We start from the raw sequence: 22,862 nt of genomic DNA, 5'->3' as shown, positions 1-22,862 counted from the left end.
ATGCAACTATACGCGATCATCCCTCCAGCAAAATACACGGATTCCCACATGGCCATCATTGGATAGCGCGTTCTATCTATGGAACCGACACAACACTCACCGCGCCGTCATAGGAATGCGTGGCCAGAATCACCTTCCTGACATAGCCGGCAGCCAGACGGGGATTGAAGCTGATGCTCAGTACACTGGATCCATCCCATTTTAACGCGGGCGCATCCTGCAATATCCGCTTTCCCTCAATCTCGACAAAGCCCAGCGAGTGACATCCTCCCTGGTACACCAGATATTTTTCCGCATAGGCTATGGACGGCTCAACGGACGCCGCCGCCACCGACACGCGGGTGATGCAATAGGGGGATATGCCGCCCCCACCGCTCTCCGTAAACAGCACGGCGATATGCTTATGGTCCGGCGAGTAAATCGGCTTGCCGACATAAACGTCTTCGCCCGACGCATCGTTATTGCGCGAACATGCCGCCATGAAGAAAGCGCTGGCGACAGCGATCGCCAGGCTAACGGTGAAGTATCTCACTAGCCGCCTTGCTTGCGGCGCGCGATCCAGTCGTCGATCACCCGCTCCAGAACGGCGAGCGGCAGCGAACCGTGGGACAGCACTTCGTTGTGGAACTGCTTCAGATCGAACTTCGCGCCCAACTCCTGCTTCGCGTGTTCGCGCATCGCCAGTATCCTCACCATGCCGGCCTTGTAGGCCAGCGCCTGTCCTGGATCGACCATGTAGCGCTCCACCTCCGCCGTCGCATCGCCTTCCTGCATGCCGGTATTCTCCATCATGTAGCTGATGCCCTGCTCGCGCGTCCAGTGCTTGTAGTGGATGCCGGTATCGATCACCAGGCGCGTCGAACGCAGCATCTCTTCGCGCAGGCGGCCCAGGTTGTCCAGCTCATCCTTCTCGTATCCCTGCTCGTATGCCAGCCGCTCCGCATACAGCGCCCAGCCCTCCGCATAGGCGGTAAAGCCGATCACGCGGCGGAAGAACGGCACGTCGCTCAGTTCCTGCGCAATCGCCACCTGGAAGTGATGGCCTGGTATGCCCTCGTGATAAGCCAGCGTACGCATGACGAACTTCGGCGTCTCGCCGGGATTGCGCATATTGGCATAGAAGATGCCGGGCCGGCTGCCATCGAAGGAACCCTCGCTGTAGTAGGCTCCCGGCGCAGTCGCCTCGGAAGCCGCCGGAATCTGCTCGACCTTCACGCCCAGGCTAGGTCGGATATCGAAAGCGCGCCCGATGCCGCTGTTGATCTCGTCGAGTATCACCTGGTAGCGGCCCAGCATGTCCTTCTTGCCGGCCGGCGTATTCGGATACTGCTGCTCCGGGCGGCTGGCCAACTGCTGCACGCGCGCGCCGACCGAGCCGTCGGACAGGCCTTGCAGCTTGAGGATGGCGTCCATCTCCCCGCTCACCCGCGCCACTTCGGCCAGGCCCAGGTCGTGCACCTGCTGCGGCGTCATGGCGGACGTGGTGTGCTGGCGCACGCACCACGCGTAGTAGGCGTCGCCATTCGGCAGGCTCCAGGCGCCGTCGTTGCGCTGCGCCTTCGGCTGCAGAGCGGTGAAGTAGGCGATCAGGCCACGGTAGGCCGGATATACCTGCTCTTGCACCGCCGCCTCAACCTGGGATAGCAGGCGCTTGCGGGTATCGGCGTCCATCTCGCCGGCCGGGATCTTGTCCAGCTTCTGCTTGAAGCTCACATACAGCACATGCTGCTGCGGCGCCTGAGCGATCATGCCCTGCATCTGCACCAGCACCTTCTCCACGGTGAAGCGCGGCGGGATGATGCCGCGCGCCTCGCGCAGCTTCAGGCCTTCGGTCAGTTGGGAGAACTTCTGCGGGAACAGCTTCAGGCGCGTGATGTAGTTCTCCGCATCGGCCTTGCTTTCCACCTCGTGCGTCTGCACCAGGAAGTCCGGCAATGCGCTCTGCACGCCGTGCAGCTGGTTCACCGGGAAATCGTGCAGCTTGAAGGGTTCGCCGTCGACCTGTGTTTGCAGGTAGTAGTTCAGCGTATCGTAGGACAGCTGGCCTTCGCGGTCCAGCTCATTGCGGTCGTAGCGTTTAAGCGTAACCAGCGCATCCTTGGCCAGGTCGGCCATCTTCTGCTCGTGCGCTGGCGTGGCGTCGTCCAGCTTCGCGCTGGAGAAGTCCAGCCAGCCCGGAAGGATACGCATGGCGGACAACTGCTCCGGACTTTGCAGCGCGAACACCGCAAACAGCCGCGTATAAAACCAGTCCAGCTTGAGCGGTTTGAAATAAATAGTATGAGCGACCAGCGCCGCCAGAACCAACAACGCGGCCGACAGCACCGCTGCCGACCATTTGAAAACACGTTTCACCAAGCCCCCATTAATCATAATGATTTATCAATTATGTAACGGGTGGCTCCACGTATGCAAGCGATATCTAACCGTTGGCGATGCGGCGCACTTCCTCATTGCGTCGTGCACCTGTTGCCGGCTGGCGGCGCGCGCGGCCGCGCATGCCGTGCACGCTGGCCGAGCGCTGGCCTGCATCCAGCTTGAACACATCCACCACATGCGCCAGGCTCGATGCCTGATCCTGCAGCTCCTGCGCCGCCGCCGTGGCCTGTTCGACCAGCGCGGTGTTCTGCTGCGTCATGCTGTCCATCTCGCCGATGGCGTCGTTGACCTGCTCGATGCCGGCCGTCTGCTCCATGCTGGCGCCGCTGATCTCGCCCATGATCTCGGTCACGCGCTTCACGCTGGCCACCACTTCATGCATGGTCTCACCCGCCTTGTGCACCAGCTCCGACCCGGTGCCGACCTTCTCCACCGAATCGTCGATCAGCGACTTGATCTCCTTGGCCGCCGCGGCCGAGCGCTGCGCCAGGTTGCGCACTTCGGTCGCCACCACCGCGAAGCCACGGCCCTGCTCACCCGCGCGCGCCGCTTCCACGGCCGCATTCAGCGCCAGGATATTGGTCTGGAACGCGATGCCGTCGATGACCGAGATGATGTCCACGATCTTCTTCGACGACTCGTTAATCGACGCCATCGTCACCGTCACCTGCTCCATCACATGACCGCCCTGCTCCGACACTTCCGAAGCCGACACCGCCAGCACATTGGCCTGCTGCGCATTGCCCGCGTTCTGCTTCACCGTCGACGTCAGTTCTTCCATCGCCGTCGCCACCTTCTCCAGCGACTCCGCCTGGTGCTCGGTGCGCGACGACAGGTCGCGATTGCCAGAAGCGATTTCCGACGACGCCGTCGCGATCATGTCCGTCCCCTGGCGCACCTGGCCGACGATGGACGACAGACTGTCGCGCATCGCCTTGATCGCGTGCAGCAGACTGGTTTTGTCATCGGACTTCACTTCGACATCGATGGCCAGGTCGCCCTCGGCGATCTTGTTGGCGATCTCGGTGGCGTAAGCCGGTTCGCCGCCCAACTGCTTGAGCAGCAGGCGCGTATTCGCCCACGCAATCAGCACGCTGACCGCGAACGACAGCACCGCCTGCAGCACGATCCACAACCGCGCATCGCTGGCATGGGCGTTGACGCCAGCGCTGGCGGCCGCCGTTTCCGCCTGCGCGGCGGCCATCACCGTCGCGATGTCGGCGACGATCTGGCGGCGCAGCGGGCTGCATTCCTCGGTCAGGAAGCGGCCGAAGGCCTCGTTGTCGCCCGCCTCGCGCAGCTGGCGCGGACGCTTCAGCGCATCGGCCATCTTCAGCAGGCCACTACGTACGTTCTCGAAATTGGCGTCGCCCTTGTAGGCCGGCGTCATCTTTTCCAGCGCGGCCAGATAGATGGCCTTCTGCTCGTCGAGCTGCGCCAGTTCCTTGGCCGCCTGCGCGTTGTCGGTGAAAATGTAGGCGTTGCGCGCGGCCAGGCCGGTCTGCGCCAGCGCTTCGCGGGCCACATACAAAGGCTCCAGCTTCTGCGCCGCCACCTGCTGCTGCAACTGGAAAGCGCCGGTGATCGACGACATGCGCACCACCGCAAACGTCGCCAGGATCAGCATCAACGCCGTCAGCGTGCCAAAACTCAGCGCAAGCTGGGTACCTATTTTTAACTTCTTGAACGATTCCATTCAATCTTCCTGTCGAAAAGGGCGAACGCCAACGGCGACGCTTGCGGCGTCGCTCTGGCTCAATGCGGAGTGTGGGAAAAACAAGAGAACGCGCGACGCTGTTTGGGGCGCGCGTTGATCAGTAGTTTTCGTTATGCGGATTATGCATTAACTAATGATGAAAATAAACAACATCATCCCTGCCCAGGACAAATCTCTCACTTCCGGGTCAACTGCTGGATGTTCAGATGGTTCTCGTCGCCGATCAACAACACGGTATGGTCGCCGAACACCATCTGCCGCAGCACCGGCGTGTTGCCGATTTCGGAGCCCGGGCCAAACATCTTGATGCGCAGGGTGGCCGACTTCTGCGCCGACAGCGCCGCCGTGCCGATGCCATAATCGGCCACCACCAGCACATCGCCGACCGGATCGCCGGGGTTGTAGGAGCCGACCACCACATCGGCCAGCAGCAGATTGCCCTTGTAGAGGCGCGCGTCGATCTCCGGCGCGCGGCTGGTGCCGGCCCATTTTCCGGACAGGGTTTCCTGCCCCAGATCGGTGCGGCCGACCGGCAGCACCGCCACGCCGTTCTTGTCGATCGCCACGCCCATCACGCCGCCGGGGCTCGACAGCGTGGCCTTGCCGTTCCAGATCACGCCCAGTTTGCCGTTGTCGTCCAGCGCCACCGCGTAAGGCCGGGCGCCGCCCGTGCCCACCGAACGCAGGACCGGCGCGCCCAGGCCCTTCGGCCACATGCCGACCATGGCGCCGCCGCCTTCGAGCCAGGTGGTCAGCACCGCGCCCCCCGTCGCCGCCACATGCGGGTGCAGAGCCGATGTCGATATCTCGAACGGAGGCGTCAGCTGCCGGCCGTTGAAATCGAACTTGCACAGTTTGAGCTGATATTGCGTCTTGTCGGTGACAGGCAGCAGCGAGAAGGTCGCCACATGCCAGAAGCCGTTGCCGTCGACCGCAGCGCTGCCTTCGGCCGGCGCCAGTTCGGTGGTCGATGTCGCGGCGACCGGCGGATACAGGTCGATGGCGTCGCCGATGCGCTTGGCCTGCGCGTCGAAGCGCAGCAGTTTGGTGCCGGTGCCCGACTGCACCATCATGAAGCCGTCGGGCGACGGCAGCATCACCCAGTCGCCGGTGTAGCCGGCGGCCAGCGAGAAGCCGTAGTCGGTAGTGGAGACCATCGTGCCGGTCTTGTCCATCACGCTCAAACGCGTGCGCGCATACACCTGCTTGCCGTTGACGGTGATGGAGGAATCGGACAACGAGCGCATCACGATATTGTCGCCGACGATCATCGCATCGCTCATGCCCTTCAATGGCGCGCCACCCGGCAGCGGAACCACCCGGGGTATTCCATCGAGCGCGATGCTGGAGGTGGTGTCGGGCGCGGTGCCGATGAAGGTGCCGGCGGTGGTGTCGGCAGGCGTGCCGCCGGAGGAAGAACCGGAACCGCCGCCGCAGGCAGCAAGTGCGGCGGCCATCGCCAGCAGGGCCAGATGACGGGGGAAGGCTTGAAAACTCATACTGGCTCGCAGTGCACTGTCTGAAAGCGAAAAGTATATAGAAAATCAATCTTCTCCCTATACCATCCGCACCACAACAGCATGGCCCCGCGAGCCAGCGGGATGACCCGGCGAGCCTTTATTTTCTGATTACTTCGCCGCCCTTCATCACGAACGTCACTTTGGTCAGCTCGGTGGCGTTTTCGGCCGGATCGCCCTTGACCGCGATGATGTCGGCGTACTTGCCGGCGGTGAGGGAACCGACGCGGTCCTTCCAGCCCAGCAGATCGGCCGCGTTGATGGTGGCCGCCTGGATCGCCTGCATCGACGTCATGCCGTACCTGATCATGTAGGCGAACTGTTTGGCATTGTCGCCGTGCGGGTAGACGCCGGAGTCGGTGCCGAAGGCCATCTTGGCGCCGCCGGTGAAGGCCTTGCGGAAGTTATCGCGCTGGAGCTGGCCGATCACCTTTTCCTTGGCGATCGATTCCGGCAGCATGCCGGCCTTCTCGCCTTCCTGCAAAATGAAATCGTCGTTGTAGATGTCCATCACCAGGTAGGTGCCCTTCTCGCGCGCCAGCTTGATGCCCTCGTCGTCGATCAGGCTTGCGTGCTCGATCGAATCGACGCCGGCCAGGATCGCATCGCGGATGCTGCTGGTGCCGTGCGCGTGTGCCGCCACCTTGCGGCCCAACTTGTGCGCCTCGCCGACGATGGCCTGCATCTCTTCCAGCGTGTACTGCTGCGCGCCCGGCTCGTCGCCCTTGGACAGCACGCCGCCCGACGCGCAGATCTTGATTACGTCGGCGCCGTACTTGGCCATCTCGCGCACCTTGGCGCGGGCTTCCCACGGGCCGTCGGCCACGCCGCGGCTGGTGAACTTCATATCGGCAGGCAGCAGGTTCTCGTCGCAGTGGCCGCCCTGGATGCCGATAGCGTAACCGGCGGTGCGCATGCGCGGGCCGATGAAATCGCCGTCGTTGATGGCGTCGCGCAGCGCGACATCGCCGAAGCCGCCGGCGCCGACGTTGCGCACCGTGGTGAATCCCGCCTCCAGCGTCTTGCGCGCGGCGCGCACGCCGTACAATGCGGCACGCGTGTCGGACACGCCCAGCGCGTTGTAGCCGCCCAGGTAAGGGTCGCCGGTCAAGTGCGTGTGCATGTCGATCAGGCCTGGCAGCACCGTCTGCGACGACAGATCGATCAGCTGCGCGCCGGACGGCACCTTGGCCGATGCGCTCGGGCCGACCGAAGTAATGCGCTCGCCGGTGATGATGATGGTCTGGTCCTTCAGCACAGTGCCGGCGACCACGTCGACCAGCTTACCGGCGCGTATCGCCACCACTTTGCCGGCATCGGCAAACGACGGCGCGGCCACGCCCATGACAGCAGCGGAGATCAGGAGATGCTTAAGTTTCATCGGGTGCGCCCTTTTCTTGGAAAAGAAAAGAATAGCAGAGCTCCCGCGAAAAATCGTTCTTATTGTTTAAATTAACCCGGCCAGGCGCAGGCCTCATTAACGGCCGTGCATTCGCTGCTTGAATATGCTGGCATCGAAGGAGCTAGGTTCACCGCTGGATTCACCTTCCGTCAATGCAGCGCGGATAGCATCAAGCTCGGCGCCACGTTCCTGTTCACGTCGGATCAGGTCACGAATGCATTCGCTGTCGTTGATGTAGTTCCCAGCTTCAATTTGCGCCATAATCCAATCGTCTTGCTTGTCGGTCAAAGTGATGATCCTACGCACAGTTCCCATGGTGCTCCCCTCAAGTAGATCAATACCTGGAGGGGTATCATACAGATGCGGCTCATTGTGATGTCCAGACTTTTCGGAGGACGCGAGGAAACATGCGGTGTTAGACTAGAAAAAGACGCCAACGGCTTCGGAATGAGCTTGTTGCCCACTAAAATGCTATTCGTTCTGCCTGAGGTGTATGACGATGAGGAGGAGCTGGATTAAGTAACACAGTCACTCACACTTTTTTAACACGGAAAACGACATGATCGAATTTGCTGAATTAAGCCAGGACGAGAAGGATTTGGTAACTAGATTCCGCAACGGGAACCGGATTGATAGAGCCAGAATCGTGCTGGCCACACATAAGCCAGATGTGGAACTGAGCGAGGAAGAGCTGCGCAAGTTGAGGACCTTCGCGGCCTATCTGGAATGCAACGAATACGGGCGTGCTCGCTGTCTGGAAGCAATGGAAATCTTCGCCGCAGCCCCTTCCGTAGAAGAAGCGCACGCGAAACTGGCGGAGATCGATGCTGCGCGCGCGAGATCCAACGTGATCGATATTTCGGCGGGTCGTCCGTAGCTATCTCGCCAAGGAAAATCCAAGATGGCCACATACGAGCAGATCCGCAGCGATGTGCGCAGTTCCACCGGCAAGACCATGCAGAACTGCTGGATTGCGCACGTCAAAGAATTGAATGGCTTAGCCCCCAAAGCAGCGGCGAATCGCAAATCTCTGAACGAGCGCGTGAAACCGTGCCCTGACAATATGAGGCCACTGATCGAGGCATCGATGCGGCGCCTCGGCTTGATCAAGTAAATTGGAAATTTTCCCGCAGCAGCACCCACGGCCCGCATGACGGGCCTGGTGCAATGAGAAGGTCGGCGTGGTGCTGGCCAGTGAGGAAAAAAATGCCATTCAAAGAATTGAACGCACAAATGCAATTGGTGGATGAACTGATCCCGATCCGGGACAAGCTTCAATCGCTCCTGATGACCAACCCTGTGCTGAACGATCAGCGCTACAGGGCATCCAAAGTAAATCTCGAAAAAGCGATGCACAGCATAATTTCGGCGGCTGACGCCATCGGCTATACCCCGCGCCAGGACGAATAGGAAAATTATGCTGGATGCTTTCGCCGCATTGAATGCGGTGGTACACGCGGAAAGTTTGCAAGCAGACTTTGTAGCGATGACTATTATTGTGCTGTGGGTTGGCCTGGGATCCTTGATTCATGAGATTGGGCACATGACCGCAGCACGCCTGTGCGGCATTAAAGGAGGCACCTTTGTTTTCCGACCATTGAATGGCAAGCGTGGGCTTCCGTTCCCGGCGTTTGACATCAACAATTCTCAGCTATTTTCTGTGTCGCGAACTGCCCGACGATTTATCTTCGCTGGGGGGGCTATCGCTGACGCTCTAATCACGCTATTTGTATGGAGTGTTTTCCCACATCTGACGTCGCCGAGCGGTATAGTAGTCGGGATTTTTTGTGGCGTAACGTTACGAGGAATGGTTCTTTGGGGTAACCTTATTCCTCTTTCGAGTATACGCACCGATGGCTGGCGAATCCTTAATCCTGACTCACCTATTTAGGGAATCCGTGTCGAAGCCGTTGCCATTGCATGGCACCTCAGCTCAGGAATACGAAAAGCAAGAGGCGTTCGAGCATGCGCTTTATGAATATGCTGGCATCAATCCATCAAGATTGACGGCTTTAACTAGACACAGGAGCATCATGAGTCCAGCGCGCATGCGAACCATGCAAGCGTGCGGGATATGGGAGCATCGTTGTCGGTCCACTGCTGGACGCGCAGCGCGAGGCTCAGTATGCACTCGACACGGCATCAGGCCGAAACTAGGGAAAGCAGCATGCCTATTTTTACTATTGTGTTCAGGTTCACAGAAAGTCAGCTAGGCGATACACAAACTTATTCAAATATCGAGGCACCTTCGAAGCAACGTGCGATCGAGATCGCAACTGAACATCTAAAGCGTGATTGGCCTAAGGATGCTAGCAGTCCCTACCAAGTACACTGTACGCAGGATCAATAGGGAAAATCAACTACGGAAAATGTCGAAGCATGGACAGGCTCAGCTGAGCAGCAGGCCAAAGCACTAGCCCGACAAGTGAATGAGTGGACCAGAGAGTTAGCTCGCTTGGCCAATATGATTACCGCCACGAAGGGCTCCAGCTACGCAGTGGTGATGATCTCGAACACTCAAGACGGGTATGAGGATGTGCCCCCTCAGCTAGTCTTGGAGGACGCGCTGCGCGTCGTGCCATACGGCTGGCCGCAAGGCTTTGATTTTGAAATCCTCAACCCGGCCTAGGCCTTATCGCCCCCCCTTCGTTCAGATTCCCGCAGCGCAGCACATAATTTCCTCATCAGCTGCGAAATACGGATATCCGAATTTTTCAACCGCTCATGTTCAACTAACCCGGCCACGCACAGGTTCGGAATCCGGCGAAGATGTCGTCGCGTTCGGGCAGGAAGAAATTGCGGAACCTGGCCGAGTTGAAACGCGGCGGCGTGGCGAACGAGGCGCCGCGCAGTACCTGGTGGCTGGTGAACCAGGGCTCGGAATACTCGCGGTAACGGTCCACCTCAAAGCCGGGATAAGGCTCGAACGGCGACGCCGTCCATTCCCACAACTGCCCCCAGCGGAAGGCCGGATGGCCGGACAGCGCGGCATACTCCCACTCCATCTCGGTCGGCAGACGGCGCCCGGCCCAAGCGCAGTAGGCCTGCGCCTCATACAGGTTCACGTGGCGCACCGGCTCCGCGCCGGACAATGTTGAAAGCTGCCCGAAGCGCATGGTGCGCCATTGGCCGCCGTCACGCTGCCAATAGCGCGGCGCCGAGCGCTCCTGGCGCATCAGCCAGTCGGCGCCGGCGGTGCTCCAGAACTGGCGATTGTCGTAACCGCCATCGCCGACGAAATCGGCATACTGCGCGTTGCTGACCAAAGCGCTGTCGATGGTGAACGGCGTCACGCGGCAGGCATGCGCCTGGCGCTCGTTGTCGAACACGAAGCCACGGCCAGCCGCGCTTCCCAGCTCTATCGTCCCGCCGGGAAGGCCGATCTCCGACGGCGCAAACAGCGAAGCCTCGCCGCGCGCCGCCTGCGCCGGTGCGGACAGGCCCAGTGTCTGCAAAGTGTAGAGCAGCGCCTCGCCATGCATGTCCTCATGCGCCAGCGCCAAGCGGTATGGATACAGCGCCTCATCGTCGTTCGGTTCGCGCGAGAGTTTGTCGAGCACGCGGTCCAGCACTTCGTGGCAGTAGGTCTTCAGCGCGCCGGTGCTGGGCAAATCCAGCGTCCAGCGGCTGCGGTGCGGCACCATCGCGGAGTCGAACCAGTCATCGCCCTTGCTCAACAGGCAGTTGCCGTGGGCGTCGGCCGGATGGCTGGAGCTGGCCTCGCGCAGGATGAACCACTCGGCAAACCAGGCGATGTGGCCCAGTTCCCACAATGGCGGATTGACGATGCGCAGCTGCGGCACGCGCATCGACACGTCCATGCCGGCGGCGGCGAAGCAATCGAACAGCGACAGCGTATAATCCCGCGCATGCCGCAGCGCCTGCGCCATCTGTTGCGGCGTGAAGTTCCTGAATGAAGAAGGGCTCGAAGTCATGAGCCGATTGTAGCGACTTCCAGCCAAAACACCAGTGAGCACACAACACATCTGGATCGTCAGTCCCGCCTCGGCCCGCGCCAACAACGGCAACTGGCAGAGCGCAAGCCGCTGGGCGCGGTTTCTGCGCACGCGCTACCGGGTATCGATTTCGCAACAGTGGCCCGACAATGCCGTCGGCGCACCGCCACCCGACCTGCTGATCGCACTGCACGCGCGCCGCTCCGCTCCGTCGCTGGACGCCTACACGCCAGCCTTCCCGCAACGCCCTTCGATCCTGCTGCTGACCGGGACCGACCTGTATCGCGACATCCATACCGACGACAGCGCCCGACAGTCGCTGCGCCAGGCCAGCGCGCTGGTGCTGCTGCAACCGGCCGGCCTGGACGCCCTGCCCGCGCCGCTGCGCGCCAAGGCCGGCGTGATCTTCCAGTCCGCCGCCACGCTGCGGCCCGCCGCGCAAGGCGCCCGGCGCCACCTGGACATCTGCATGATCGGCCACCTGCGCACGGAAAAAGATCCGCTGACCTTCATGCACGCCGCCGCGCTGATCGCCACGCCCGCAGCGCGCCTGGTCCACATCGGCGGCGCGCTGGAACCGGCGCTGGAGCAGGCGGCGCTCGCCACGCAGGCCGCGCACCCGCGCTACCGCTGGCTGGGCGCGCTGCCGCATGCGGCCACGCGCCAGCGCCTCAAGCGCAGCCGCCTGATGGCGATCACCTCGCAGATGGAGGGCGGCGCCAACGTCATCATCGAAGCCGTATGCAGCGGCGTGCCGGTGCTGGCCAGCGATATCAGCGGCAACCGGGGCATGCTGGGCGACGGCTACGCAGGCTACTTCCCGCCCGGCGACGCCGCCGCGCTGGCGCGGCTGATCGACCGCGCGCTGTCTGAGCCGGACTTTTACGAACTGCTGCGCGCCCAGTGCGACGCACGCGCTCCACTCTTCGCACCAGCCGCCGAGCAGGCGGCATTGCTGGAGTTAGTGGATAATCTGCTGCATAAAGCTAACCTAGGAAAGACATCATGAGCACTGAAGCTATCAAACTGACCTCCTTTTCCCACGGCGGCGGCTGCGGCTGCAAGATCGCGCCGGGCGTGCTGTCCGAGATCCTGAAGAATTCGTCCGGCTTCCCGGTGCCGAAGGAACTGATGGTCGGCATCGAGACCGCCGACGACGCCGCCGTCTACAAGCTCAATGACGAGCAGGCGCTGATCGCCACCACCGATTTCTTCATGCCCATCGTCGACGACCCGTTCGACTTCGGCCGCATCGCCGCCACCAACGCCATCTCCGATGTCTACGCCATGGGCGGCACGCCTATCATGGCGCTGGCGCTGGTCGGCATGCCGATTAACAAACTGCCGATCGAAACCATCGGCCAGATCATCAAGGGCGGCGAATCGATCTGCGCCGAAGCCGGCATTCCCATCGCCGGCGGCCACACCATCGACTCCGTCGAACCGATCTACGGCCTGGTGGTGCTGGGCCTCGTGCATCCCTCCAAAGTGAAGCGCAACGCCGACGCCAAGGCCGGCGACGTGCTGGTGCTGGGCAAACCGCTGGGCGTGGGCGTGCTGTCCGCCGCGCTGAAGAAGGACAAGCTGGACGCCGCCGGCTACCAGGCCATGATCGCCAACACCACCAAGCTCAATAAGCCGGGCAAGGCGTTGTCGGAAATGGCGGGCGTGCACGCGCTGACCGACGTCACCGGCTTCGGCCTGCTGGGTCACCTGCTGGAACTGGCGCGCGGCGCCAAGCTGGCCGCGCATCTGGAGATGGCCAAGATCCCGCTGCTGCCGGGCGTTGAACAGCTGGCGCACGACGGCTACTTCACCGGCGCCTCGGGCCGCAACTGGGAAGCCTACGGCAAGGATGTCGACCTGTCGCCGTCGGTATCGCAAGCGCAGCACATGCTGCTGACCGATCCGCAGACTTCGGGCGGCCTGCTGGTGTCCTGCGACGCCGGCAGCGTGGATGAAGTGCTGGCGCTGTTCCGCCGCGAAGGCTTCGGCGAGGCTGCCGTCATCGGCCGCATGGCCGCAGGCGAGGCCCGGGTGACGGTGAGCGCCTGAGTCGCCGGCGGGCAGAAGATGTGGAAATGATAATATAACGCTCCCTCGTCGTCCTTCCATAAGGAGCGTAGCATGAGCAACCGCATCTCGCGTCGTCACTGGCTTGCCGTCTTCCTCGCTGGTTCCACCGCCCCTGTGTGGGCGCTCAACGCTACGGCCAAACCAGCGGCCGACGGCCCGCCCGCCGCACCGGTGGAGCCGGTCGCCGACAACTACTTCGGCACCGAAGTCGTGGACCCGTACCGCTGGATGGAAGCGCGGCCGCGCAGCGAGCGCTGGGATGTCTGGCTCAAAGGCCAGGGTGACTATGCGCGCCGCCAGCTGGACCGGCTGCCACCGCGCGCCTCCATGCTGCGCCGGATAGAGCACTACACCAGTGATCTCGACCAGCTGGCCATGGCCACGCCGGCCGGCGGCAAACTGTTCCTGCTGATGCGCCCCGCCGGCGCCAACAGCATCCAGTTGTTTGTGCGCGACACGCCGGACAGCCCCCGCCGCCTGCTACTCGATCCATCCGCCGGCGCGGCCGCAGGCGCTCCCACGCGAGCGCTGGACTGGCATATCCCTTCGCCCACCGGACGCCACGTCGCCTATGGCTTGTCGGAAGGCGGCTCCGAACGCAGCACGCTGTATATCTGCGATGTCGCCAACGGCAAGTCGACCGAGATCACGCGCGTGATCTCGCGTGGCGCCGGCTGGAGCGCTGACGGTTCCGGCTTCTTCTCCTACCGCCTGCGCGCGGACGCTGTGCCGGGCGCGCCGGACTTCGGCATGGGCGGCGCCTGCTGGTTGCACCGGCTGGGCACCGATCCGTCCAGCGACCAGAAGGTATTCAGCTCCGGCGAAGGCCCGGATTTCGAAACGATGGAAGACGATGCGCCATTCGTGGATGGCGCGCCAGGCAGCAGCTGGGTGCTGGGCCGCCATCTGTTGAACGGCAACGACCTGGCGCAGCTGTATATCGCCCGCGCAGACGATCTGCTGGCGGGCCGCCCGCAATGGCGCAAGCTGGCGGGCCGCAGCGCCGGCGTGCAAATGGCACTGCTGCACGGCGACAGCGTCTACATCCTGGCGCATGGCCGCAGCGACAAGGGCGAAGTCGTCAAAGTCGATGCCGCCAGCGGCGACTTCAATAGCGGCAAAGTGGTGTTGCCGGCATCGGCCCAGGTGATCGACTTCATGGCCGCCGCGCGCGACGGCGTTTATGTGCACGACATCACCGAAGGTCTGGGTGGCTTGCGCCGCATCGACTACCAGGACCGTGTCGAGCGCGTGCAGCTGTCCCGCACCGGCGCCGTCTGGAGCATCGCCACCGCCGTCGACGAAGACGGCGCCTGGTTCCATATGGATGAACTGACCTGGCCGGCCGAATCCTTCCACGTCGATGCCGCCAGGCTGGCGGCACGCCAGGTGGTGCTGGTGCGCGCCCCGTCGTTCAAGACCAACGACTTCGTCACCACCCGGCTGCACGCGCCCGCGCGCGACGGCGCCAGCATCGCGCTGGAAATCCTGCATCGCAAAAGCACGCGCCTCAACGGCCGCAACCCGCTGCTGCTGATCGCCTACGGTGCTTACGGCACCATCATGGACCCTGGCTTCCAGCCCGCCAAGCTGGCCTTCCTCGACGCCGGCGGCGTGCTGGTGTACGCCCATGTGCGCGGCGGCGGCGAACAGGGCGAGGACTGGCACCGCGCCGGCATGAAAGCGACCAAGCCCAATTCGTGGCGTGATGTCATCGACAGCGCCGAACACCTGGTCAAGCTGCGCTGGACCGGCAAGGGGCACATGGCGTTGTGGGGCACGTCGGCGGGTGGCATCGTCGCCGGGCGGGCGATCACCGAACGGCCCGAACTTTTTTCCGCCGTCATCGGCGAGGTGGGCGTATTCAACACGCTGCGTTTTGAACTGACCAGCAACGGGCCGGGCAACGATGCGGAATTCGGCACCGTCAAGAAAGAGGACGAGTTCAAGGCCCTGCTGGCGATGGACTCCTACCACGCGGTGCGCGACGGCGTACGCTACCCGGCGGCGCTAATCATCACCGGTGCCAATGATTTGCGCGTCGAGCCGTGGGTGCCGGGTAAGTTCGCCGCCCGCCTGCAAGCCGCCAGCACCAGCGGCAAGCAGGTACTGCTGCGGGTCGACTATGACGCCGGCCATTTCAGCAACTCACGCAAGGCCGCCAATGCGCTGTCGGCCGACATCCTGTCCTTCGTGCTGGCGCATACGATCTAGGCGGCTTGTCGCGGCGCCTTCACGCATAGGGCCGACAACGCCGTACCGCGCTTTTCCAGGAAGGCGCGCAGCAGGTCCGGATAGTCGGCCGACACGGCCTGCCGCACAGACGGCCGCGCAGCAAGCGCGGCGCGCCATGCGGCCGTTCGCGGCAGCCCGGCCAGCATGCCGAAATCCGCTATCGCGTCGAACACGTCGAAATAGCGGAACACCGGCGCAAAGACCGCGTCGACCATGCCGAATTGGCCGCCCATGAAATACGGCCCTTCGCCTAGGGCGGCCTCCAGCTGCTCGAAGCGTGCGTGGATTTCGGCGGCCTTGGCGGCCAGCGCCTGCCGGTCGGCGGCGTTGTAGAAGCCACCGATCAGATTCAACAGCGCCGAGCCGAATTCCATCCACGAGCGCTGCTGCGCGCGCAGCAAGGCGTCCGACGGATGCAGGCGCGGCGCGTGAGTCTCGTCCAGATACTCGCAGATCACGGCCGATTCGAACACCGCCGCGCCACCGGCCAGCAGCACCGGCGTCTTCCCCAGCGGCGAAACGGCAAGGAACCAATCCGGCTTGGCCGCCAGATCGATATCGCGCCGCTCGTAGGCCACGCTCTTCTCCGCCAGCACAATCGCCGCCCGCTGCACATAGGGGCACAGCGGGTGGCTGACCAGGACGGGCGTCATGCCGGCACCATGGAGCGGCTGCGGCGCAGCGCAAACGCACCGTCGCCGATCAGCCAAAGCGCCAGCGACGCGGACACCAGGAACACCGGATACTCCCAGCCACCGCCGGCACTGGTGTGCACCCAGCCATTACCCGCATGTACGTACGCCGCTGCTGCCATCACCGGCGCCAGGGCGAGTGAGACCTGGCGTGCGTAAATGCCAAGCACCAGCGCGGCCCCGCCCAGCAGTTCGGCCGCAAACACCGGATACGCCAGGCCTCCGGGGAAGCCCACGCTGACAAAGAACTGCGCGGTGCCGGGCAGCGTAAATACCAGCCACTTCAGCATCGCATGCGCGATCCACATCACGCCCAGGCTCACCCGCAGCAGCGTTACGCCGTAAGCGGCGCTGTTCATTTTTGCATCCATTATTAGCTCCCTCCAGAAGTTCGATGGAGTTAATATACGATTTCAATTTCGCAATGAAAATAGGCGACTTCGCACATGTCCTCTGCAAAAACGCAATACAAACTTGGATCGCAAGATCTCGACATCATCCTGGCACTGGTACGCGGCGGCACGCTGGCCGAAGCTGGAGAGCGGCTGTCGGTGGATGCCTCCACCGTTTTCCGCTCGGTGCAGCGGATGGAGAAAGGCCTGGGCACGCGTCTGTTCGAGCGCTCGCGCCTTGGTTATCGGCCGTCGGAACTGGCGCTGTCGCTGGCACAGCACGGCGAGCAGGTCGAAGCGCAACTGGACGCGGCGCGCGCGGCCGCGCAGCAAAGCCCCGAACAGGTGGACGGCACGGTACGCATCACCAGCACCGACACTTTCCTGCATGCGCTGATCGCGCCCGCGCTACGCGATCTGCAGGCCAGCCATCCGCTGCTGTCCTATGAACTGGATACCAGCAACCAGCTGGCGAACCTGACCCGCCACGAGGCCGACATCGCAGTACGCGCCACCAAGCGGCCACCGGCGCATCTGGTCGGAAAACACATCGGTCCCATCCGCGTGGCGTTGTTCACCGCGCGCGGCGGAAAATGGAAGAAGGCCAATGCCGACAAGGCGCCGTGGATCGCGCCGGACGACGCGCTGCCGGAACACCCGTCGGTCATCTGGCGCAAAAAACATCATCCCAAGGTGACGCCGCAATTCCGCGTCAACAGCATCCTGAGCGTGGCCGAGATGGTGGCGCTGGGGCTGGGTGTCGGCATACTGCCGCTGTTCCTGGCGCGGCAGCGCAAGGAGTTGGCGCAGCTGGGCGGAGTGCTGGACGAAGCGCAAACCGAGCTTTGGCTGCTCAGCCACGCCGAGTCGCGCCACCTGCGGCGCGTATCAACGGTGTTCGGCCATCTGTCCCGCAGCCTGAAGCTGGACTGAACGGCGTAGCGCCTTCAGTACCGGCGCCAGTGCAGCGATCAGATGGGCCGGCGACACGGGTTCGCCGCCCTCTTCCCACGCATTCTGAAACTCCGCGATCTCCAGGCCGATCATCTCCGACTCCGCCAGCACGGCGCAGGCGGCGTGCAAGTCATCCAGCGACAGTCCGTCTTCAACCACATAATCGGTCGGCACGATGCCGGGATTGAGCACATCGCAATCGAGGTGCATGTAGACGGCACGCCCGGCGACTGCCGCGCGCAAGCGGTCGGCCAGTTCCGGGCCGGGCGGCACATGCGTCACCGCGCCGGATTCGATCAGCCGCACCTCCGCCGCGTCGAGATCGCGCTGGCCCACCAGAACCACGTTGGACAAAGCCAGGCCTGCGCCCAATCCCGACTCCCACAAGCCCGCAGGTCCGGACAGCGCCATGCCGCCCAGGTAGTCGCTATCGGTGGTGGACGGCGTATTCAGGTCCGCATGGGCGTCGAACCACACCACGCAGACATCCGGGCGGTGGCGCGCCACCACCGGCAAGATCGCCAGCGAGGCGGCACAGCGGTTTGTCGCGCTCAGCGGCCTGGCGCGGCGGGCGAACACCTCGTCCAGCTGCGCGGCCAGCGCGCGCAGGTCCGGCATGGCCGCGTCCAATTCCGTTTGCCATCCAGCGTTGAGTGCAGGCGCCGGTGTGCCGACGACGGTGATGCCAAGCCCCAGCTGGTCCGCCAGCATGCGTGCGACCGACTTCGCGCCCGGTATCGCCAGGTTATTGTGATCCGCCACGCGGCCCTGGAACAGGGTAATCGCCACATCCATCATTGACCGCCTCCGCAAACGAACATCGAGCCGGCTTATTTGGTCCTGAACACCACGTCAACCGACTTGGCAAACTTCATGACCGTAATGCCGGTCATGTCGGCCGCCGGCTCCAGGCGCCTCACCCGATTGGTGGCGCCATTGCTTGTCACGAGTCCGATCGACAAAGTCAGATTGCGCAGCTGCCCGTCGGTGATCGCCGATGCAGTCGTAATCTGCCGGCCAAATGACCGCGCGATCACGTCCGCCCGCTTGCGCGCGCTCTTGCTGGCCTCCTCCAGCAACTGGTTGTCGATGTCCTCACGCTTCGTGGTGTCAAAGAAGACGGACAGCTTGTCCACGTCAGGCATATTGAGCACCGGTGCGATGACGGCTTTCCATTTGCTGAGATCATCCACCTTGATCCGTACGCTGCACTTCATCTGGACCAACTCCGGATTCCCGTCCTTCGCCGCCAACTGTTCGCGCTTTACATCGCCCACGGACAAGGCATCGGGCAGCGACTGCGCTGTCATCAAGGCCTGAAGCTCCGCGATGCGGCCATTGATGCGCGAAAAAGCCTGCTCCGCGCTCGGGTCGGTCGCCCTCAGATCGAAAACGATTTCGCTGTTATCGGGCGCCACGTACATGAACGCCTCGCCGGAGGTGTGAACAAAATGATAGTCGGGGAATTCAGCCGCAGTACCCATCGCGCAAGCCGCGCTCAAACAAAGCAAGGCCCAGAGTCGTGACAGACGAACCATTAGCATCCTCGTAAAGTGGTGGTTTTTGCAACCACCATCCTACCGCATTTCAGGCGCCCGCAAAGAGGTATCGCCGTTCAATGCAAACGGCATGGCCCTGGCCCAGCGATTGGAGGACAGAGAGAACGTCAGCGCCCGCACCTGGTGGTACCAGCCGGCCGGCACGTACAGCATGTCGCCGGGATTGACGATGACTTCAATCGTGGTCGCCTGGCGCGCCAGCGGGAACTTCTCGAAGTCCGGCGCTTCGGGATCGAAGGGAGAGCCGAACAGGATGGCGTTCGCTTCGTTCGGGTACAGGAACTCGTCGTGATGCGGCGGCGCCAGGAAGATGCGCTTGGTGCCCCAGATCTGCGCGAAGATATTGTCGTCGTAATCGCAATGCAGCGGCGTCACCGTGCCCGCAGGCCCGAGCCAGAAGCGCGGCGGACCCATTTTGTCGAAGTACGTGGGCCAGTGGCACAGCCGGTTCAACTCCCGCAATTCCAGATTGCCCAGATACGGCGGCAGGTCGTGCGTGCCCGCGGCCACCAGCTCCAGATACTCCAGCATCGACATGTCCTGCATGGCGCGGTCGGGCGCGAATGCGGTGTTGATGTAGTCGCCCACCCGCGCCCGCACCGGCAGGTGGCTGTAGTGCTCGCGCAAGGCCTGCGGCGTCAGGCCGCACAGTGGCCAGCGGTCGACCAGCCCTGTCATCAGGAACGGCAGGCCTTCCGCCGCGCGCTTGCGGAAGGCGGCGGCATCGAGCGCGCGCATGCGAGGCACTTCGGTGATCGCGGGCAGCGTGCGGGATACGCGCTTGATCGCCTCGCGCATCGCCTGGATCGACGTGACGCCGCGCACCTGTGCATCCCTGTGCTCGCGCGCCAGCTTTTGAGCGGCAGGGTCGGCGGACCACGCAGACTCCGATTCCTGCCTGGTCGGCGGCAGCCGAGGTGCTTCCACCGCTTTCTTCTGTTTCGACATATCCCGAACTTAAATTTTTCGCAGGGCGATAGTATAACTGCTCGACCTCAAAACAGTTCGTCGAGCTGCTCGAAGAACTCTCGCTTCGCGGGGGCGTCGGGCACGCCCAGCCCATCGAGGAACTGCGTGGCGCTGTGTTCCGATACCTCATCGCGCAGATTGCGGTGGATGAAGGCGATGTCCAGCCAGCGGTCGGCCAGCCCTCCCCGTCCGGCATCGATGAAGTGCAGCTCGCCGCGCTGGTCGACAAACACGTTGTTGTCACACAGGTCGCCATGCGAGAACACCAGGTCCTCGTTGGGCATGGTGGCCCGCAAGCGCGCCAGCAGGTCGGCCGGCGTGGCCAGGCCTGGCCACTGTTCGAAATCGTAGTCCTCGTCGATGAGCCCTTTGCCGACCAGGTAATCGAGCTCGCGCAGCCGCACCGCCGCGCCGGAGTCGAACGGGCAATCGGCCACGGACACCGATTGCAGCTGGCGCAGCGCTTCGCGGAACAGCTCCAGCACCGGACGGCCCTCGGCGATCAGCGACGACAGCGGCACGCCCGGCACGGCGCGCGTAATCATGCATTCGCCATCGTCGGCCAATGCGGAGAGGACTACCTCCGGCACGTTCACCCGTCCGGCCAGCCATTGCAGCACGGCCGCCTCGCGCATCACGCTGTAGGTGGTGGACGCGTACACCAGGGGCGACGTCTTCAGGAAAAACACCTCATCCCCGCGCCGGAAGCGATGGACCTGGCAGGGCGATTCGCCGATCTCGTCCCTCTGCAGGACTGCATCGCCGATAAAACCCGCGATGGCGGATGGCAGCTTGAATGGCATACGCCTCCTTTTTCAGATATCAAAAATGCCACGATATTATTCATTCATGCCGCAGAGGTCAAATCTCCTTGACAGCCACGCCGCCGATCTCGTACATTTAAGGCCATGACCTCGCATCTGCACCTATCCGCTTTCCTGCTGCCGTCTGCTAGCGCCCTATCGCTAGCAGCGCGCCTACTAGCACGCGCTTAATCCGCGTTCCAGCTGTACCCCAGTGCCGGCCACAAGCCGCACCTGTCTACAAATCCCAGGAAAGTTTGCACCGATGTTCCCAGCCTTGTCGCTACTGCTAAAACTACCGATCGGTTGCCGAGCCTAGTATCCCGTGGCCGCACGGCAGCCCCTCGCCACAGCACAGCGCCAGCGCACGACGATTCGTCGAACCGCGGCATCCAGCATTTCCCAATTTGAGACACAGGAGTTCCCCATGATGTTGCAGAACCCAGCAGCGAAGTACCGCGCCTTCCCACCAGTTCAATTGTCCGACCGCCAGTGGCCGAACAACGTCATCTCGAAACCGCCGATCTGGATGAGCACCGATCTGCGCGACGGCAACCAGGCCCTGATCGAACCGATGAGCGCCGAGAAAAAACTGCGCTTCTTCGAACTGCTGGTGAAGATCGGCCTGAAGGAAATCGAAGTGGGCTTCCCTTCCGCCTCCCAGACCGACTTCGACTTCGTGCGCAAGCTGGTCGAGGAAAACCGCATTCCCGACGACGTCACCATCATCGTGCTGACCCAGTCGCGCGATGAGCTGATCCGCCGCACCGTGGAATCGGCGGCCGGCGCCAAGCGCGCCATCGTCCACCTGTATAACTCGGTGGCGCCGGTGTTCCGCAAGGTCGTCTTCGGCATGTCGCGTGAAGAGATCACCAACATCGCCACCACCGGCACCAAGCTGGTGAAGGAATTGATCAAGCAGCACCCGCAGACCGAATGGGGCTTCGAGTACACGCCTGAATCGTTCTCCACCACCGAACTCGATTTCTCCAAGCATATCTGCGACGCTGTCACCGCGATCTGGGAACCGACCCCGCAGAACAAGATGATCATCAACCTGCCGTCGACCGTCGAGTGCAGCACGCCGAACGTCTACGCCGACCAGATCGAATGGATGTCGCGCAAGCTGGCGCGCCGCGATTCGCTGATTATCAGCGTCCACCCGCACAATGACCGCGGCACCGCCGTCGCCTCCGCCGAGATGGCCGTGATGGCCGGCGCCGACCGCGTCGAAGGCTGCTTGTTCGGTAACGGCGAACGCACCGGCAACGTCGACCTGGTCACGCTGGCCTTGAACCTGTACACGCAAGGCGTGCATCCAGGCCTGGACTTCTCCGACATCGACGAAGTGCGCAAATGCGTTGAAGAGTGCAACCAGCTGCCGGTGCACCCGCGCCACCCATATGTGGGTGACCTGGTGTTCACCGCCTTCTCCGGCTCGCACCAGGACGCGATCAAGAAAGGCTTCGCCCAGCAGCAGGAAGGCGCGCTGTGGGAGATCCCTTACCTGCCTATCGACCCGCAAGACCTGGGCCGCAGCTACGACGCCGTCATCCGCGTCAACAGCCAGTCCGGCAAAGGCGGCATGGCCTACCTGCTGGAGCAGGACTACGGCCTGGTGCTCCCGCGCCGTCTGCAGATTGAGTTCAGCCGTGCAGTGCAGGCCGTGGCCGACGCCACCGGCCTGGAGATCACCGCCGAAGGCATCTACGACATCTTCAACAAGGAATACTTCGAGCAGACCTCGCCGTACGCCTACAACGCGCACAAGATGGTGGAAGACACCAGCAGCGACGAGCCGGTGCAGATCGATATCTCCCTGACCCACCGCAAGGCGCCGCTGGCGCTGCAAGGCGGCGGCAACGGTCCTATCGACGCCTTCGTCAATGCACTGGGCCTGGACATCAAGCTGATGGACTACCATGAGCATTCGATAGGCTCGGGCGCCAACGCCAAGGCGGCCTGCTATGTCGAACTGCGCCTGGCTAACGGCCCGACCCTGTTCGGCGCGGCCATCGACAGCAACATCGTCACGGCCTCGTTCAAGGCGGTGCTGAGCGCCGTCAATCGCCAGCTCACGCAGCGCGAAACCGCCGCAGCGCCAGCGGGCGCCGACGCTACCGTATAATCCCCGCACCGGCCAGCTGCCGCCAGAGCCGGATTCTGATGGGCGCCCCACGAGGGCGCCCTTTCACCATCCATCTCATTCCT

At 63.0% G+C, this 22,862-nt stretch carries 22 protein-coding genes; 9 read left to right on the top strand and 13 right to left on the bottom strand.

Translation table 11 applies throughout. The annotated features are described in order from the left end of the window. Nucleotides 1-76: 76 nt before the first annotated feature. From GEV02_RS12110 to GEV02_RS12085, 6 genes are all read right to left on the bottom strand, one after another. A complete protein-coding gene (locus GEV02_RS12110; protein ID WP_152838227.1) occupies nt 77-532 on the bottom strand; it encodes a hypothetical protein in 456 nt (151 codons plus the stop codon). Then, nucleotides 532-2,355 (bottom strand): DUF885 domain-containing protein, encoded by a 1,824-nt coding sequence (locus GEV02_RS12105; protein ID WP_328595796.1) that lies wholly within the window; start codon nt 2,353-2,355, stop codon nt 532-534. Before GEV02_RS12105 ends, GEV02_RS12110 begins: the two co-directional genes overlap by 1 nt. 67 nt (nt 2,356-2,422) lie before the next feature. Then, nucleotides 2,423-4,075: a methyl-accepting chemotaxis protein gene (locus tag GEV02_RS12100; RefSeq protein WP_152838225.1), complete on the bottom strand. Its 1,653-nt coding sequence runs from the start codon at nt 4,073-4,075 to the stop codon at nt 2,423-2,425. A 197-nt stretch (nt 4,076-4,272) separates the two neighbouring features. After that, entirely contained in the window at nt 4,273-5,595 is a 1,323-nt protein-coding gene (locus tag GEV02_RS12095; protein WP_152838224.1) for a hypothetical protein, read from the bottom strand. 118 nt (nt 5,596-5,713) lie between these two features. After that, the gene (locus GEV02_RS12090; protein WP_152838223.1) at nt 5,714-6,994 is read right to left on the bottom strand and encodes a Xaa-Pro dipeptidase; all 1,281 of its coding nucleotides are present in this window, start codon (nt 6,992-6,994) and stop codon (nt 5,714-5,716) included. A 96-nt stretch (nt 6,995-7,090) separates the two neighbouring features. Beyond that, nucleotides 7,091-7,303, bottom strand: a complete 213-nt coding sequence (locus tag GEV02_RS12085; protein WP_217433126.1) for a type II toxin-antitoxin system ParD family antitoxin — start codon at nt 7,301-7,303, stop codon at nt 7,091-7,093. Between the two features lie 271 nt (nt 7,304-7,574). Here GEV02_RS12085 and GEV02_RS12080 point away from each other — a divergent pair, with 271 nt between their 5' ends. The 4 genes from GEV02_RS12080 (at nt 7,575) to GEV02_RS12065 (ending at nt 8,906) form a co-directional block, all read left to right on the top strand. Continuing rightward, a complete protein-coding gene (locus GEV02_RS12080; RefSeq protein ID WP_152838221.1) occupies nt 7,575-7,892 on the top strand; it encodes a hypothetical protein in 318 nt (105 codons plus the stop codon). Nucleotides 7,893-7,916: 24 nt separating this feature from the next. Further along, complete coding sequence (locus GEV02_RS12075; RefSeq protein ID WP_152838220.1) at nt 7,917-8,129, top strand: hypothetical protein; 213 nt, start codon at nt 7,917-7,919, stop codon at nt 8,127-8,129. A 92-nt stretch (nt 8,130-8,221) separates the two neighbouring features. Then, nucleotides 8,222-8,425 carry a hypothetical protein gene (locus GEV02_RS12070; RefSeq protein WP_152838219.1) on the top strand — a complete coding sequence of 68 codons (204 nt, stop codon included), beginning with the start codon at nt 8,222-8,224 and terminating at the stop codon, nt 8,423-8,425. 7 nt (nt 8,426-8,432) lie between these two features. Then, the gene (locus GEV02_RS12065) at nt 8,433-8,906 is read left to right on the top strand and encodes an RIP metalloprotease (protein ID WP_152838218.1); all 474 of its coding nucleotides are present in this window, start codon (nt 8,433-8,435) and stop codon (nt 8,904-8,906) included. A gap of 841 nt (nt 8,907-9,747) precedes the next feature. Here GEV02_RS12065 and senA read toward each other — a convergent pair. Beyond that, the gene (gene senA / locus GEV02_RS12055; RefSeq protein ID WP_152838539.1) at nt 9,748-10,905 is read right to left on the bottom strand and encodes a selenoneine synthase SenA; all 1,158 of its coding nucleotides are present in this window, start codon (nt 10,903-10,905) and stop codon (nt 9,748-9,750) included. Between the two features lie 79 nt (nt 10,906-10,984). Here senA and senB point away from each other — a divergent pair, with 79 nt between their 5' ends. From senB to GEV02_RS12040, 3 genes are all read left to right on the top strand, one after another. Then, complete coding sequence (gene senB / locus GEV02_RS12050; RefSeq protein ID WP_328595795.1) at nt 10,985-11,980, top strand: selenoneine biosynthesis selenosugar synthase SenB; 996 nt, start codon at nt 10,985-10,987, stop codon at nt 11,978-11,980. After that, the gene (selD, locus tag GEV02_RS12045; protein ID WP_152838217.1) at nt 11,977-13,026 is read left to right on the top strand and encodes a selenide, water dikinase SelD; all 1,050 of its coding nucleotides are present in this window, start codon (nt 11,977-11,979) and stop codon (nt 13,024-13,026) included. Before senB ends, selD begins: the two co-directional genes overlap by 4 nt. Before the next feature lie 72 nt (nt 13,027-13,098). Next, nucleotides 13,099-15,261, top strand: a complete 2,163-nt coding sequence (locus GEV02_RS12040; protein ID WP_152838216.1) for a prolyl oligopeptidase family serine peptidase — start codon at nt 13,099-13,101, stop codon at nt 15,259-15,261. Here the strand turns inward: GEV02_RS12040 and GEV02_RS12035 are convergent. Next, complete coding sequence (locus tag GEV02_RS12035) at nt 15,258-15,935, bottom strand: glutathione S-transferase family protein (RefSeq protein WP_152838215.1); 678 nt, start codon at nt 15,933-15,935, stop codon at nt 15,258-15,260. The genes GEV02_RS12040 and GEV02_RS12035 overlap by 4 nt on opposite strands. Continuing rightward, on the bottom strand, nt 15,932-16,333 hold the full coding sequence (locus GEV02_RS12030; protein ID WP_328595794.1) for a DoxX family protein: 402 nt from the start codon (nt 16,331-16,333) through the stop codon (nt 15,932-15,934). The genes GEV02_RS12035 and GEV02_RS12030 overlap by 4 nt, the downstream gene beginning before the upstream one ends. A gap of 87 nt (nt 16,334-16,420) precedes the next feature. Between GEV02_RS12030 and GEV02_RS12025 the strand changes: the two genes are divergently transcribed. Then, on the top strand, nt 16,421-17,299 hold the full coding sequence (locus tag GEV02_RS12025) for a LysR family transcriptional regulator (protein ID WP_152838213.1): 879 nt from the start codon (nt 16,421-16,423) through the stop codon (nt 17,297-17,299). On the opposite strand, the gene GEV02_RS12020 is transcribed toward GEV02_RS12025, so the two are convergent. The 4 genes from GEV02_RS12020 to GEV02_RS12005 all read right to left on the bottom strand — a co-directional run bounded on the left by GEV02_RS12020 (nt 17,255) and on the right by GEV02_RS12005 (nt 20,651). After that, a complete protein-coding gene (locus GEV02_RS12020; protein WP_152838212.1) occupies nt 17,255-18,118 on the bottom strand; it encodes an arginase family protein in 864 nt (287 codons plus the stop codon). The two genes, GEV02_RS12025 and GEV02_RS12020, sit on opposite strands and share 45 nt — an antisense overlap. A 32-nt stretch (nt 18,119-18,150) precedes the next feature. Next, nucleotides 18,151-18,804 (bottom strand): SIMPL domain-containing protein, encoded by a 654-nt coding sequence (locus GEV02_RS12015; protein WP_174999074.1) that lies wholly within the window; start codon nt 18,802-18,804, stop codon nt 18,151-18,153. Between the two features lie 93 nt (nt 18,805-18,897). Beyond that, entirely contained in the window at nt 18,898-19,827 is a 930-nt protein-coding gene (locus GEV02_RS12010) for a cupin-like domain-containing protein (RefSeq protein ID WP_070359050.1), read from the bottom strand. A gap of 47 nt (nt 19,828-19,874) precedes the next feature. Continuing rightward, nucleotides 19,875-20,651, bottom strand: a complete 777-nt coding sequence (locus GEV02_RS12005; RefSeq protein ID WP_152838210.1) for an APH(3') family aminoglycoside O-phosphotransferase — start codon at nt 20,649-20,651, stop codon at nt 19,875-19,877. Nucleotides 20,652-21,078: 427 nt separating this feature from the next. Here GEV02_RS12005 and leuA point away from each other — a divergent pair, with 427 nt between their 5' ends. After that, a complete protein-coding gene (gene leuA, locus GEV02_RS12000; RefSeq protein ID WP_152807376.1) occupies nt 21,079-22,779 on the top strand; it encodes a 2-isopropylmalate synthase in 1,701 nt (566 codons plus the stop codon). The last annotated feature ends 83 nt before the right edge of the window (nt 22,780-22,862 follow it).

The sequence above is a fragment of the Rugamonas aquatica genome, from assembly GCF_009380215.1.
In the GTDB taxonomy this organism is placed as follows: domain Bacteria; phylum Pseudomonadota; class Gammaproteobacteria; order Burkholderiales; family Burkholderiaceae_D; genus Rugamonas; species Rugamonas aquatica_B.
Note: the sequence above shows the minus strand (reverse complement) of the source record. Positions and strands in the feature narration are given on the sequence as shown.

What these genes read in the sequence shown, in the direction of transcription:
- GEV02_RS12035 (WP_152838215.1), bottom strand. Translation starts at nt 15,935, where the DNA reads ATGACGCCCGTCCTGGTCAGCCACCCGCTGTGCCCCTATGTGCAGCGG.
- GEV02_RS12100 (WP_152838225.1), bottom strand. Translation starts at nt 4,075, where the DNA reads ATGGAATCGTTCAAGAAGTTAAAAATAGGTACCCAGCTTGCGCTGAGT.
- GEV02_RS12015 (WP_174999074.1), bottom strand. Translation starts at nt 18,804, where the DNA reads ATGGGTACTGCGGCTGAATTCCCCGACTATCATTTTGTTCACACCTCC.
- GEV02_RS12025 (WP_152838213.1), top strand. Translation starts at nt 16,421, where the DNA reads ATGTCCTCTGCAAAAACGCAATACAAACTTGGATCGCAAGATCTCGAC.
- GEV02_RS12010 (WP_070359050.1), bottom strand. Translation starts at nt 19,827, where the DNA reads ATGTCGAAACAGAAGAAAGCGGTGGAAGCACCTCGGCTGCCGCCGACC.
- selD (WP_152838217.1), top strand. Translation starts at nt 11,977, where the DNA reads ATGAGCACTGAAGCTATCAAACTGACCTCCTTTTCCCACGGCGGCGGC.
- GEV02_RS12090 (WP_152838223.1), bottom strand. Translation starts at nt 6,994, where the DNA reads ATGAAACTTAAGCATCTCCTGATCTCCGCTGCTGTCATGGGCGTGGCC.
- GEV02_RS12075 (WP_152838220.1), top strand. Translation starts at nt 7,917, where the DNA reads ATGGCCACATACGAGCAGATCCGCAGCGATGTGCGCAGTTCCACCGGC.
- GEV02_RS12095 (WP_152838224.1), bottom strand. Translation starts at nt 5,595, where the DNA reads ATGAGTTTTCAAGCCTTCCCCCGTCATCTGGCCCTGCTGGCGATGGCC.
- leuA (WP_152807376.1), top strand. Translation starts at nt 21,079, where the DNA reads ATGATGTTGCAGAACCCAGCAGCGAAGTACCGCGCCTTCCCACCAGTT.
- GEV02_RS12030 (WP_328595794.1), bottom strand. Translation starts at nt 16,333, where the DNA reads ATGAACAGCGCCGCTTACGGCGTAACGCTGCTGCGGGTGAGCCTGGGC.
- GEV02_RS12065 (WP_152838218.1), top strand. Translation starts at nt 8,433, where the DNA reads ATGCTGGATGCTTTCGCCGCATTGAATGCGGTGGTACACGCGGAAAGT.
- GEV02_RS12070 (WP_152838219.1), top strand. Translation starts at nt 8,222, where the DNA reads ATGCCATTCAAAGAATTGAACGCACAAATGCAATTGGTGGATGAACTG.
- GEV02_RS12020 (WP_152838212.1), bottom strand. Translation starts at nt 18,118, where the DNA reads ATGATGGATGTGGCGATTACCCTGTTCCAGGGCCGCGTGGCGGATCAC.
- GEV02_RS12080 (WP_152838221.1), top strand. Translation starts at nt 7,575, where the DNA reads ATGATCGAATTTGCTGAATTAAGCCAGGACGAGAAGGATTTGGTAACT.
- senA (WP_152838539.1), bottom strand. Translation starts at nt 10,905, where the DNA reads ATGGCGCAGGCGCTGCGGCATGCGCGGGATTATACGCTGTCGCTGTTC.
- GEV02_RS12005 (WP_152838210.1), bottom strand. Translation starts at nt 20,651, where the DNA reads ATGCCATTCAAGCTGCCATCCGCCATCGCGGGTTTTATCGGCGATGCA.
- GEV02_RS12040 (WP_152838216.1), top strand. Translation starts at nt 13,099, where the DNA reads ATGAGCAACCGCATCTCGCGTCGTCACTGGCTTGCCGTCTTCCTCGCT.